Origin of the sequence: Bacillus sp. BPN334, assembly GCF_008368885.1 — a bacterium.
GTDB classification, from domain to species: domain Bacteria; phylum Bacillota; class Bacilli; order Bacillales; family Bacillaceae_G; genus Bacillus_A; species Bacillus_A wiedmannii.
In genome coordinates this window covers 1-13,587 of sequence record NZ_QOZW01000009.1, presented here as the reverse complement: position 1 = coordinate 13,587, position 13,587 = coordinate 1, and the positions used below count along the sequence as shown (strand labels likewise).

Genomic DNA, 13,587 nt, shown 5'->3' with positions numbered 1-13,587 from the left:
AAGGACTGTGATTACAAGGTATCATGAAAAAAATAATCATTATTTCTGCCGCTACTATTGTAATCGGTATCACATCTTTCGCTTATTTCGGTTCTAAATCGCCACTACAAAATGAGGCGAAAGCTGTCGAAAATCAAAAACATAGTAACCATCAAAAAGAAGAGATTCCTGCTTTTCCTAAAGCTGATCATAATGCAAAGAAACTAGACAATAATTTTTTCGTTGTAACAAATCCAGAATCTAATCTTGTATTAGTTAATAAACATCGTAAATTACCAGACGGATACACGCCTGAAGACTTAACAAGACCAAATGTACCATTTACTAGTCCAAAAGATAAAGAAAAAACGCTACTGCGTAAAGATGCTGCAGATGCGCTTGAAAATATGTTTGAAGCGGCAAAGAAAGAAGGACTTGAACTTACAGCTGTATCTGGTTATCGTTCATACAAACGCCAAAAATCATTACATGATACGTACGTTAGACGTCAAGGAAAAGCTGAAGCTGATTCAGTAAGTGCCATTCCTGGTACGAGTGAACATCAAACTGGTTTAGCAATGGATATTAGTTCAAAATCTGCTAAATTCCAATTAGAGCCTATTTTTGGAGAGACAGCCGAAGGAAAATGGGTTGCAAAACATGCCCATGAATTTGGCTTTGTCATTCGTTATTTAGAAGATAAAACAGAAACAACAGAATATTCATATGAACCGTGGCATTTGCGCTACGTTGGTAATCCATACGCTACATACATATATAAACATCATTTAACATTAGAAGAAGCAATGAAAGACAAAAAATAAGAGAGCAAATTGCTCTCTTATTTTTCTTTTACTCTATTATTGTAGTAATTTTTTCTTCCACTCTTCAGGCCACGGTTCACCTCTTCCCGTTTTTTTCGATGCTTGAACCATCATTCCACGACCGACTAAACAAGCTTCTCCTTCTGCATTCTTCACCATATAATGCAAATCTAAAGAAGAATTCCCAACCGATCCCGCTTTTACATATACCTTCAACTGTTCATCAAAATATATTTGCTTAATAAAATTACATTGTAAATCTGCAACAACGATCATCGTTTCTGAAGATTCATGCGTCCATTCTTGCATAAATCCAAGTTCTTTAAACAATGCGATACGTGCTTCTTCAAAATAAGTAAAGGCAACGACATTATTTACATGCCCAAACATATCTACTTCACCAAAACGAACTTTTACAGGATTGTAAAATGAAAAACCACTTTCCCATTGCTCAAAGTCTTCAATATAAGAAATCCTCTTCATTATTCCCTCTCCTTTTCGCCCTTAAAATAAACAGAATAAACAGAAAAATAAAGTTATAAATATTGCCTCTTCAACATGAAGAGGCAATATTTATTAATAGTTATTGTCGCTACCAAAGAAATCTTTAAACGATTGAATTGTTGTATCACGATTTAATGCCGCAATTGAAGTTGTTAATGGAATACCCTTTGGACATGATTGCACACAGTTTTGAGAGTTACCACAGTTTGCAAGTCCTCCATCTCCCATAATTGCACGTAAGCGATCTGCTTTATGCATTTCACCCGTCGGATGTGAGTTGAATAAACGAGCTTGTGATAACGGTGCTGGTCCAATAAAGTCAGATTTACTATTTACGTTTGGACATGATTCTAAGCAAACACCACATGTCATACATTTTGAAAGCTCATAAGCCCATTGACGTTTCTTCTCAGGCATTCTTGGTCCTGGTCCTAAGTCATACGTTCCATCAATTGGAATCCAAGCTTTAACGCGTTTTAGAGCGTTAAACATGCGACTACGGTCAACTTGTAAATCACGTACAACTGGGAATGTCTTCATCGGCTTTAAGCGAATTGGTTGTTCTAACTGATCAATAAGAGCTGTACATGATTGACGTGGTTTTCCGTTAATCACCATCGAACATGCGCCACATACTTCCTCTAAACAGTTCATATCCCATGCAATCGGAGTCGTCTGGTTTCCTTTTGAATCAACAGGATTACGACGAATTTCCATCAGTGCCGAAATAATGTTCATATTTGGACGATATGGGATTTCAAACTCTTGGTCAAACTCTTGTGCATCTGGTCCATCTTGTCTCGTAATGATGAGGCGGATTGTTTTCTCAGACATGTTGCTTATCCCCCTTCTCTTCACCCTTAGCAGCTACATCATGTTTTGAGGAATAGTCACGTTTACGTGGTTTAATTAATGAAACATCCACTTCTTCGTAATGGAATGCTGGTGCTTTTCCTTCTCCCTCAAATTTCGCCATCGTAGTTTTTAAGAAGTTTGCATCATCACGATTTGGGAATTCAGGTTTGTAATGCGCCCCGCGGCTCTCATTACGGTTATACGCTCCAATTGTAATAACACGCGCTAACTCAAACATATTTGCAAGTTGGCGTGTAAATGAAGCACCTTGGTTACTCCATCTCGCTGTATCGTTAATGTTAATGCGTTTGTAACGCGCCATTAACTCTTCAATTTTCGCATCAGTTTCTAGTAGCTTTTTATTTTCACGAACTACTGTAACGTTATCTGTCATCCATTCTCCAAGCTCTTTATGAAGAACATATGCATTTTCGTTACCATCAAGCGTTAAAATATTGTTAAATTTCTCTGTTTCGATTAATTCATTTTGCTCATATACAGTAGATGAAACAGCATCAGACGATTTAGAAAGACCTTTCATATACTCAATCGCGTTCGGTCCTGCTACCATACCACCGTAAATTGCTGATAATAGTGAGTTCGCACCTAGACGGTTACCACCGTGCATAGAATAATCACACTCACCTGCTGCAAATAAACCTGGAATACTTGTCATCTGCTTATAATCAACCCATAGTCCGCCCATTGAATAGTGAACTGCTGGGAAGATTTTCATTGGTAGTTTACGAGGATCATCACCTGTAAACTTCTCATAGATTTCAATAATTCCACCAAGTTTAATATCTAGTTCTTTCGGATCTTTATGAGAAAGATCTAAGTACACCATGTTTTCACCGTTAATACCTAGTTTTTGCTCTACGCAAACGTCAAAGATTTCACGCGTTGCAATATCACGAGGTACAAGGTTTCCGTAAGCCGGATATTTTTCTTCTAGGAAGTACCATGGTTTACCATCTTTATATGTCCAAACACGGCCACCTTCACCACGTGCAGATTCACTCATAAGACGTAATTTATCGTCTCCAGGAATTGCCGTTGGATGAATTTGAATGAACTCGCCGTTTGCATAATATGCGCCTTGTTGATATACAGCAGAAGCTGCTGTACCTGTATTAATAATAGAGTTAGTTGATTTTCCAAAGATGATACCAGGGCCCCCTGTTGCCATAATCACGGCATCAGCTTGGAAACTTTTAATCTCCATTGTTTGTAAGTCTTGTGCAACGATTCCTCGGCACACACCTTCGTCATCAACAACAGCTCGTAAGAAATCCCAACCTTCATATTTCGTTACAAGTCCTGCTACTTCGTGACGACGTACTTGCTCATCTAATGCGTATAGTAATTGCTGTCCAGTTGTTGCACCAGCAAATGCTGTACGGTGATGTTGTGTTCCACCAAAACGACGGAAATCAAGAAGTCCTTCTTCCGTACGGTTGAACATAACACCCATACGGTCCATTAAATGAATGATACCAGGTGCTGCTTCACACATTGCTTTAACTGGCGGTTGGTTCGCTAAGAAGTCCCCACCATAAATTGTATCGTCAAAGTGGATCCATGGAGAATCCCCTTCACCTTTCGTATTTACGGCACCGTTAATTCCACCTTGGGCACATACAGAATGTGAACGTTTTACTGGTACTAAAGAAAATAGTTCAACATTTACTCCTGCTTCTGCCGCTTTAATCGTTGCCATTAAGCCGGCCAAGCCACCGCCGACTACTATAAGTTTCCCTTTCATGCTCTCCCACTCCTTACTGGTTTGCTAGCTGTGGATCGATGAACGCTAATAATGCACTCACACCTACATAAGATAGACCTAAGAAAATAGCTAATGTTACATAAGTAGAGATTCTTTGTGAACGTGGAGATACTGTAATTCCCCAACTTATGCAGAATGTCCATAGTCCATTTGCAAAGTGGAAAATCGTTGAAACAACACCAACTAAGTAGAATGCAAACATAGCTGGATTGTTTAAAATATCTGCCATCATATCATAGTTTACCTCTTTACCTAACAATGCTTGAATACGAGTTTCCCAGACGTGCCAAGAAATGAAGATCAGCGTAACGATACCTGAAATTCGTTGGAAGACGAACATCCAGTTACGGAAATAACCGTAAGATACCGCATTGTTCTTAGCTGTAAATGCAATATATAAGCCATATATAGCATGGTACAGTATAGGTAAAAAGATGATGAAAATTTCTAGCGCATACCGGAATGGAAGGAGCTCCATAAAGCCTGCAGCTTTGTTAAAAGCCTCTGCTCCTCTTGTTGCAAAGTTGTTTACAATTAGATGTTGCGTCAAAAAGACACCAACCGGGATGACCCCCATTAATGAGTGCCACTTACGAAACGTATACTCGCGGCCTTTCATGTCCCCATTACCCCCTTGAATGTTTGACTGCTGTTTTCAGATTAATTTACAACAATAATGTTTTTTCACTATTGGCATAAGAAAAACTGAAAAAATTATTCGAAATATTTCAGCATAATTTGATAACAAGTTCATTTTACCCCTATTTTTGTCGAAGCGTCAAGAAAACGTATACATAATTTGCATATAATTTGCCAATTCTTTTTCCCTTCTTATATATTCAGATTTCCCCAAAGAAAAATCTGTTTTTATAAATGAAAAATGTTATATAATAATCCCTATAGAAAGAGGGGAATATTGTGAGTAAAAATACAATCGATACAACATCTTTAGAAGATGTTTCATTGAACGCCTTCGCTTATGAATTGCTACGTGAAGAATTACTACCTGATTTAATCGGTAACGATTTAGATGGTATTTTATACTGGTCTGGTAGAAACCTTGCAAGAAAATATCCACTAGAAACAATTGAAGAAGTCATTCAGTTCTTTGAAAAAGCTGGCTGGGGCACTTTAAGCATTATTGAACATAAGCGTCGTGAAATGCAGTTCCAACTTAAAAGCACACTCATCGCTGAACGTCAAAAACAAAACAGACATTCTTCTTATCAATTAGAAGCTGGATTCATCGCTGAACAAATTCAAAAGCAACGAAACGTCGTTGCAGAGTCCTATGAAGAAAAGAAAAAGCGTTCAGACTCTATTACATTTCTTGTGAAATGGGATATAAAAGATCTCATTGAAGTGTAGCATTACCTACAGTCAACTAGACATATAAGTTTAGTTGACTTTTTTGTATTTTCATTCAGTTAGATTTATTTTAAATCTTCAGAAATTATACCAAAAAACAGAAGACGTTGTAAACTACAACGTCTTCTTATCTGTTAAATACGTATAAATTGTTTCCGCGACATTTTTCGGCATACCTGCTTCGACAAATTCAGCTAAAGAAGCTTCTTTCATCTTCTTTAATGAACCAAAATGTTTTAACAATACCTTTTTCCGTTTATCACCGATTCCTGGAATATCATCCAGTGCTGATTGAATAACAGATTTCCCGTGTAATTGGCGATGAAATGTAATCGCAAATCGATGCACTTCATCTTGAATGCGCTGCAATAAATAAAATTCTTGGCTATTTCGCTCAAGCATCACAGGTTCAGGTGGATCTCCAATAATTAAATGGGAGGTTTTATGTTTGTCATCTTTTACAAGCCCTGCCATCGGAATATATAAACCGAGTTCATTTTCTAGAATATCACTTGCAGCCGCCAGATGACCTTTTCCGCCATCAATAATGATTAAATCTGGTAAAGGCAAGCTCTCTTTCAGTGCCCTTGTATAACGGCGTCTCACAACTTCTCTCATAGACTCATAATCATCTGGTCCTTGAACCGTTTTAATTTTATATTTCCTATATTCTTTCTTAGCTGGTTTCCCATCGATAAAAGCAATCATTGCAGAAACAGGATTTGTCCCTTGAATATTCGAGTTATCAAACGCCTCAATACGATAAGGTGTTTCAATCCCGAGCTGCTTCCCTAAATGATCTACCGCTTTAATCGTTCGCTCTTCATCACGTTCAATTAAGTAGAATTTCTCTTCAAGAGCAATCTTCGCATTTTTATTTGCTAATTCTACAAGATCTTTTTTCTTACCACGTTTCGGCTGTGTCGCTTCAACTTCTAAAAAGCGCTCTACTAATTCTGAGTCTATACTTCCTGGAACGACAATTTCCTTCGGCTTAAAATGACTGCTGTTCTCATAAAATTGACCGATAAATGTTAAAAATCCCTCTTCTGGTTCATCGTAGATTGGAAACATAGAAACATCACGTTCAATTAGCTTTCCTTTTCGAACGAAGAAAACTTGAACACACATCCATCCTTTATCAACTGCATACCCGAATACATCACGATCCACTAAGTCACTCATAATCATCTTTTGTTTTTCCATAATCGCATCAATATGCGCAATTTGATCCCGCAACTCTTTTGCGCGTTCAAATTCTAGTTTCTCTGAAGCTTCATACATCTTTGTTTCTAATTCTGAACGAACTTCTTTATGCCCACCATTTAAAAACTTAATAATTTCATCTACAATTTCTTTGTTTTGTTCTTCCGTCACTTCTTTCACACAAGGTGCTAAACATTGACCCATATGATAATATAAACAAACTTTATCGGGCATATTTGAGCACTTACGAAGCGGATACATACGATCTAGCAGTTTTTTCGTTTCATGAGCTGATTGTGCATTCGGATAGGGGCCAAAATACTTTCCCTTATCCTTTTTTACATTTCGCGTAATAAGTAATCGCGGCTGTTTCTCAGCTGTAATTTTAATAAAAGGATATGTTTTATCATCTTTTAATTGAATATTATATTTTGGATCATGTTTTTTTATTAAGTTTAACTCTAAAATGAGAGCCTCTAGATTTGAGGAGGTTACAATATATTCAAAATCTACAATTTCTCCTACAAGCCGCAGTGTTTTTCCATCATGCGAACCAGTAAAGTACGAGCGCACACGATTTTTAAGCACTTTTGCCTTTCCGACATATATAACCGTTCCTTGCTTATCTTTCATTAAATAACAACCAGGTTGATCTGGTAAAATAGCCAATTTTTCTTTTAAATGTTCGTGCACTCGTTACCCTCCATTTCTACATGCTTAGCATCTTTATTTTCACCTGAAAACATACTATGCCAAAACACCCAACATACGTTCCTTTATTGTAACGGAAAGGTGTAAAAAAGGAAAATAAAAAAGGCTACCAAATGGTAGCCCTTTATTTTAGAAGTGTTTAGAAACTAATTCTACTAACGCTTCTTTCGGTTTGTAACCTAACGCTTGATCAACTACTTTACCGTCTTTTAATACGAAAAGAGCTGGAATGCTCATTACTTCGAATTGACGAGCAGTTTCTTGGTTTTCATCCACGTCTACTTTTACTACTCTTACTTTTTCGCCTAGTTCTGCATCAATTTCCTCTAATACAGGAGCGATCATTTTACAAGGTCCACACCAAGGTGCCCAGAAATCTAATAATACAACACCTTCGCTAGTTTCAGCTGCGAAGCTTTGGTCATTTGCATTTACAATTGCCATTTTATTTCCTCCTTCAAGTATATTCTACCAAGAGTATATCATTAACTTATATACGTGGCGAATAATATGTATCGTTATGTATTGTAACAAAAAAGTGTTCCTTTATACTATATAAAAATACGGATTAAATACTAAAAAGATGAGAGACAGGGGATCTCTCACCTTTTCTATATATAGGGGTACTTCACTTGGAACTCAAGGGTACTCAAATCATGAATGTACTTTTAACTTTTTAAACTCTTCTGTTAAAAGAGGTAAGACTTCAAATAGATCGCCAACAATACCATAGTCAGCTACTTTGAAGATACTTGCTTCTGGGTCTTTATTAATCGCAACGATTATTTTTGAGTTAGACATACCAGCTAAATGCTGAATCGCACCAGAAATACCGCATGCAATGTATAAGTCTGGCGTAACAACTTTACCAGTTTGACCAATTTGTAATGAGTAATCGCAATACTCAGCGTCACAAGCACCACGAGATGCTCCAACAGCACCGCCCAATACGTCAGCTAACTCTTTTAATGGCTTGAATCCTTCTTCACTCTTCACACCGCGTCCACCAGCGATAATAACTTTCGCTTCAGAAAGGTCAACACCTTCTGCCGTCTTACGGACGACATCTTGAATAATTGTACGTAAATCTTTCACATCTACTGTAATAGAAGACACGTCACCACTGCGAGACTCATCTTTTTCAAGCGTCGCAATGTTATTTGGACGCACTGTCGCAAATAAGATACCGTCTGTTACAATCTTCTTCTCAAACGCTTTACCAGAGTAAATTGGACGAGTAAAGATAACATTTCCACCTTCAACATCTAAAGCAGTTACGTCAGAAACTAGACCAGCTTCAAGCTTCGCTGCTAATTTTGGTGATAAATCCTTACCAAGTGCTGTATGTCCAAATACAATACCTTCTGGCTTTTCTTCAGCATATACAGCTGAAAATGCTTGTGCATACCCATCAGATGTATATGATTTTAATTTATCATTTTCAACTGTCACAACGCGATCTGCACCGTAATGAATCAATTCATTTGCAAAAGAGGCAACGCTGTCTCCAACTAGAAGACCTACTACTTCACCGCCTTCTGCAATTGTTTTTGCTGCTGCTACCGCTTCAAACGAAACGTTACGTAGCGATCCATCACGAACTTCACCCATTACTAATACTTTACGAGCCATAGATTTTCCCTCCTGCATATATAATTTCGTATTTTATTAGATTACTTTCGCTTCTGTATGGAGCAACGATACAAGTTCTTTTACTTGATCTTGCAGCTCGCCTTGTAACACTTTTCCTGCATCTTTCTTAGGAGGCAAATAGATTTCAATTGTTTTTGTCTTTGCTTCCACATCATCTTCTTCTAAATCTAAATCATCTAATTCTACTTCTTCTAGTGGCTTTTTCTTCGCTTTCATAATACCTGGAAGCGATGGATAACGAGGTTCATTTAAACCTTGTTGTGCTGTTACTAAAACTGGTAATGAAGTTTCAATCACTTCCGTATCACCTTCAACATCACGCTCAATCTTCACGTTTGTACCGTCAATTTCAAGTTTTGTAATTGTCGTTACGTACGGAATATTTAACGCTTCTGCTACGCGTGGACCAACTTGTCCAGATGCACCATCAATTGCAACGTTACCGCCTAAAATTAAATCTGCATTTTTATCTTTTAAATATTCAGCAAGTACTTTTGCTGTCGTGAACTGGTCACCATTTTCCACATCATCTTCAATATTAATTAATACAGCTTTATCGCAGCCCATCGCTAATGCCGTACGAAGTTCTTTCTCACTATCTTCGCCACCGACTGTTACAACAGTAACTTCGCCACCTTGTGCGTCTCTTACTTGAATTGCTTCTTCAATCGCATATTCGTCGTAAGGGTTGATGATGAATTCCGCTTCGCCATCGTAAATTGCACCGTTTTTAATTACGATTTTTTCTTCTGTATCAAATGTTCGTTTCATGAGTACGTAGATGTTCATTCCATTTACCCCCTTGTTTTTCAGAAAGATTCTATCAATTTTAATTTTCTGTTAATTTATATTAAAAAATAATTGAACTACCTGCCACTAAATGAAGGCTTACGTTTTTCTAAAAACGCTGCTACACCTTCTCTTCCATCTTCACCCGTAAATACTTCACCAAAGATTTGAGCTTCGCGTTGTACACCTTCATAATAATGAGACGATTTCGTCGTTTGCAATAACTCTAGTACAGCACGAGTCGTCGCTGGGCTTTTTCCAGCAATCTGTTTTGCAACTTTAAGCGTATCATCTAAAAATGTTTCTTCAGCAAAAACTCCGTTAACAAGTCCCCATTTTAATGCTTCTGCACCTGTAATCGGTGTACTTGTTAACATCATTTCACAAGCTTTCGCTTTCCCAACATAACGTGGTAATCGCTGTGTACCTGCAAATCCAGGAATTAATCCAAGTGTTAATTCAGGTAAACCAAGTTTTGCACTTTCAGTTGTAAAGCGCATGTGGCAAGACATAGCAAACTCAAGGCCGCCGCCAAGTGCCGCTCCATGAATTGCCGCGATAACTGGTTTTGAACATTTTTCAACACGTTCAAACGTAACTTGTCCAAGCTGCGCTAATTCTGTCGCTTGCTTCGCTTCAGTAACAGATGTAAATTCTTTAATATCTGCTCCCGCCGAGAAGAAGCGCCCTTCACCATGAATAACAACAACACGAATGTTATCATCCTTCTCCACTTGATCAATTAATTCAGTAACGTCATGCATAACTTGTGAAGACATCGCGTTTGCCGGCGCATGATTTAACGTCGCCACCGCGATATGATCTTCAACTCTTACAGATAGGAATTTCAACATGATCCCTCCCATTATTGACGATAACCACAAGCTGCAATAAGTAGCCCATGTACCGTTTTTGAAAGTGCGACCAGATCATACTTATGATCGCTCATTACCCAATTGGTCACAACTTCATCTACTGTTCCAAAGATCATTTGTCTTGCCACGCGAACATTTAAATCCGCTTGGAATTCACCTTGCTTTATACCTGTCTCTAAAATCTCATCCATAACTTGTAAGTAGCCTTTTAATACTTCATTTATTTTAAGGCGTAAGTCTTGATTGGACTGTCTTAGCTCTAATTGCGTAACGATAGCAAGAGGATCATTTTGTGATAACAGCAAGAAGTGCGTTTCTACCAACATGAATAACTTCGATACAGCGCTTTCAATTCCTGCTGTTTTTTGACGAATTGTTTCGACAAAATCTCCCATCTTCTCTTGAAATAAGGATATTAATATATCTTCTTTATTTTTAAAATATAAATAAATCGTGCCATCAGCTACCCCAGCTTGCTTTGCTATTTTAGAAACTTGCGCTTGGTGGTACCCATTCTCCGCAATCACAATGACTGCCGCATCAATAATTTGATTGTATTTCGGTCTATTTTTCTTCACTTTACTGTCCCCTTCAAGAAGATGACTGAATGAATAGTCATTCATATTCTTATAATACTGACTATTTAGAAAAGTGTCAATCCTATTTTTTCAAAAAGAAAGGGCCTTAGCCCGTTTGCTCATCCTCATTTTTTCTTTTCTCTTCATCTATTAGGACACGGCGTAAAATTTTTCCAACTGTCGTTTTCGGCAGTTCATCTCTAAACTCATATACTTTCGGCACTTTATAAGCCGCTAAATATTTACGCGCAAACTGGTTTAATTCTTCCTCAGAACACTCCGCACCTTCTTTTAACACAACAAATGCTTTAACTGTCTCTCCCCGGTACGGATCGGGAACTCCAATCGTCACCACTTCTTGCACTTTTTCATGCTCATATAATACTTCTTCTACTTCACGAGGATACACATTAAATCCACTCGCAACAATCATATCTTTCTTACGATCTTTCACATAGAAAAATCCATCTTCATCCATGTAACCAACATCCCCTGTATGAAGCCATCCGTCTTGTAATACAGCTGCTGTTTCTTCTGGCTTATTCCAATACCCTTTCATAATTTGAGGACCCTTTACAACAATTTCACCAATTTCACCCGGAGGTAAAGCCTCTCCAGTTTCAAGTGACATAATGTTTGCCTCTGTATCTGGCCACGGCACACCAATACTTCCTGGCACACGTTTTTCCCACAAAAAATTCCCATGTGTAACTGGCGACGACTCCGTTAATCCATAACCTTCTACCAATTTTCCACCTGTAACTCTCTCAAACTCTTCCTGTACTTCTACAGGAAGCGGGGCAGATCCACTAATACAAGCTTGAATAGAAGAAATATCATATTCTTTTAAGAGGGGACTATTTAATAGAGCAATATAAATGGTCGGTGCCCCTGGAAATAGTGTGACTTTATGTTTTTTTATCGCTTCAAAAACCATTTTCATATCAAACTTCGGAATCAGCACCATTTTATATCCTTGCATAATACTTAAATTCATTACAGCTGTCATCCCATATACATGAAAGAACGGAAGGACACCAAGAATTACTTCTTCTCCTTCTTTACAATTATATAGCCAATGAGCTCCCATTAAAGTGTTCGAAACAAGGTTTTTATGCGTCAACATAACGCCTTTCGGAAATCCAGTTGTTCCTCCTGTGTACTGTAAAAGGGCTAGATCATTTTCAGGATCACAAGGAACTTCAACATTAACATTACTTTCTCGTTCTACTGATTTCCATAGATGAATCGTTTCGCTTTCCGACACATTCACAACAAGATTTGCCTGCTTTTTTTGTACAAATGGATAAAGTAAATTTTTAGGGAAGGGTAAAAAGTCCGCAATCCGAGTTACGATAATATGTTCAATTTTTGTAGCAGATTGAACATTCGTTACTCTTGGAAACACTAAATCGAGACAAAGAATTACTTTTGCTCCCGAGTCATGAAGCTGGTATTCTAATTCTCTTTCTGTATATAGTGGATTTGTTTGTACTACGATACCTCCCGCAAGTAATGTACCATAATAACCAATTACAGATTGCGGACAGTTCGGCAACATAATAGCAACTCGATCACCCTTTTCCACACCGAGCTTTTGAAGATAATTTGCAAACCTCTTCACCTTATCGTGGAAGTCTGAAAATGTAATATCCTTCCCTAAAAAGTGAAGCGCTTTCTTTTCTGGATAACGGGAAGCCACCTGTTCCACATATCCATGAAGCGGCTGAATATCATAAGAAATCGTACTTGGAATTTCTTCTGGATAACTTTTCAACCATGGTTTTTCCACCTTCATTCCCCCTTCAAATACATAAAAATAAATGAATGTTCATTCATGATGGTTGTTTTCATTATATTATAGTCGCCATAACGTTACAATCATAATATTCTGACTTTTATATAACTATGCTTCACTCCATTAACTTCTTATTATATGTATAAACTCTCCTAATCTTAAAAGAATAAGAGAGTTATTATTTAGCTTAATCTTATTATCGTTAACACAGCTCCTGGTGTAGTTGTTGATAACGTTGCAACAGCTAACAAACCAAATAGTTGCAAACTAATGGCACTTCCAGCCGCAAGAGTCGTAATAATTGTTGCACTAAATGATGTAGTTGCTAACGCAGGAGAATTGATCGTTCCAGCAAGAGGTGCTCCATTAATTGTAATCCGCGAACTGACTAATAATGAAGCCGTTATATTAATCGTATATGAAATATAATAATTCCCAGCATTTGCAGCCGTAAATACTGTATTCCCCCCAGAAACAGTAATACCTGGACCAATATTTTGATTATTCGGAAGCGGGACATTCGTTCCACCAAGAAGTACCGATATCGCTGTTCCCGATGTATTATTTGCAAAAGCGTATGTTGCCGTTATACTGGTGCCAGTTGCCCCCGTTTCTCCTGTTGCTCCTGTTGCTCCCGTTATTCCCGTCGGACCCGTTGAAC

The 13,587-nt window shown here is 37.8% G+C and carries 14 protein-coding genes; 2 read left to right on the top strand and 12 right to left on the bottom strand.

The annotated features are described in order from the left end of the window. Positions 1 to 23: 23 nt before the first annotated feature. Positions 24 to 803 (top strand): M15 family metallopeptidase, encoded by a 780-nt coding sequence (locus tag DN393_RS14690; protein WP_064474659.1) that lies wholly within the window; start codon positions 24 to 26, stop codon positions 801 to 803. 36 nt (positions 804 to 839) lie between these two features. Here DN393_RS14690 and DN393_RS14685 read toward each other — a convergent pair whose 3' ends face one another. The 4 genes from DN393_RS14685 to sdhC all read right to left on the bottom strand — a co-directional run bounded on the left by DN393_RS14685 (position 840) and on the right by sdhC (position 4,567). Next, a complete protein-coding gene (locus DN393_RS14685) occupies positions 840 to 1,286 on the bottom strand; it encodes an acyl-CoA thioesterase (RefSeq protein WP_064474658.1) in 447 nt (148 codons plus the stop codon). 93 nt (positions 1,287 to 1,379) lie between these two features. Beyond that, on the bottom strand, positions 1,380 to 2,141 hold the full coding sequence (gene sdhB / locus DN393_RS14680) for a succinate dehydrogenase iron-sulfur subunit (RefSeq protein ID WP_001291830.1): 762 nt from the start codon (positions 2,139 to 2,141) through the stop codon (positions 1,380 to 1,382). Next, positions 2,134 to 3,927: a succinate dehydrogenase flavoprotein subunit gene (gene sdhA / locus DN393_RS14675; protein ID WP_061677094.1), complete on the bottom strand. Its 1,794-nt coding sequence runs from the start codon at positions 3,925 to 3,927 to the stop codon at positions 2,134 to 2,136. Before sdhA ends, sdhB begins: the two co-directional genes overlap by 8 nt. 13 nt (positions 3,928 to 3,940) lie before the next feature. Next, positions 3,941 to 4,567, bottom strand: a complete 627-nt coding sequence (sdhC, locus tag DN393_RS14670) for a succinate dehydrogenase cytochrome B558 (protein ID WP_000678353.1) — start codon at positions 4,565 to 4,567, stop codon at positions 3,941 to 3,943. Positions 4,568 to 4,866: 299 nt separating this feature from the next. On the opposite strand from sdhC, the gene DN393_RS14665 reads away from it, so the two are divergent. Next, a complete protein-coding gene (locus DN393_RS14665; RefSeq protein ID WP_064474657.1) occupies positions 4,867 to 5,316 on the top strand; it encodes a YslB family protein in 450 nt (149 codons plus the stop codon). A gap of 114 nt (positions 5,317 to 5,430) precedes the next feature. On the opposite strand, the gene uvrC is transcribed toward DN393_RS14665, so the two are convergent. The 8 genes from uvrC to DN393_RS14625 all read right to left on the bottom strand — a co-directional run. Then, entirely contained in the window at positions 5,431 to 7,215 is a 1,785-nt protein-coding gene (uvrC, locus tag DN393_RS14660; RefSeq protein ID WP_064474656.1) for an excinuclease ABC subunit C, read from the bottom strand. 147 nt (positions 7,216 to 7,362) lie between these two features. After that, entirely contained in the window at positions 7,363 to 7,677 is a 315-nt protein-coding gene (gene trxA / locus DN393_RS14655) for a thioredoxin (protein ID WP_064474655.1), read from the bottom strand. A 210-nt stretch (positions 7,678 to 7,887) separates the two neighbouring features. Then, entirely contained in the window at positions 7,888 to 8,865 is a 978-nt protein-coding gene (etfA, locus tag DN393_RS14650) for an electron transfer flavoprotein subunit alpha (protein WP_000101967.1), read from the bottom strand. Positions 8,866 to 8,901: 36 nt separating this feature from the next. Next, a complete protein-coding gene (etfB, locus tag DN393_RS14645) occupies positions 8,902 to 9,675 on the bottom strand; it encodes an electron transfer flavoprotein subunit beta (RefSeq protein WP_064474654.1) in 774 nt (257 codons plus the stop codon). 77 nt (positions 9,676 to 9,752) lie between these two features. Continuing rightward, positions 9,753 to 10,529, bottom strand: a complete 777-nt coding sequence (locus tag DN393_RS14640) for an enoyl-CoA hydratase (RefSeq protein WP_088048045.1) — start codon at positions 10,527 to 10,529, stop codon at positions 9,753 to 9,755. An 11-nt stretch (positions 10,530 to 10,540) separates the two neighbouring features. Beyond that, a complete protein-coding gene (locus DN393_RS14635; RefSeq protein ID WP_000742213.1) occupies positions 10,541 to 11,128 on the bottom strand; it encodes a TetR/AcrR family transcriptional regulator in 588 nt (195 codons plus the stop codon). Between the two features lie 106 nt (positions 11,129 to 11,234). Beyond that, positions 11,235 to 12,920 carry a long-chain-fatty-acid--CoA ligase gene (locus tag DN393_RS14630; RefSeq protein ID WP_064474652.1) on the bottom strand — a complete coding sequence of 562 codons (1,686 nt, stop codon included), beginning with the start codon at positions 12,918 to 12,920 and terminating at the stop codon, positions 11,235 to 11,237. A 188-nt stretch (positions 12,921 to 13,108) separates the two neighbouring features. Continuing rightward, a partial coding sequence (locus DN393_RS14625; RefSeq protein WP_472926286.1) for a BclA C-terminal domain-containing protein occupies positions 13,109 to 13,587 on the bottom strand: 479 nt, incomplete at its 5' end.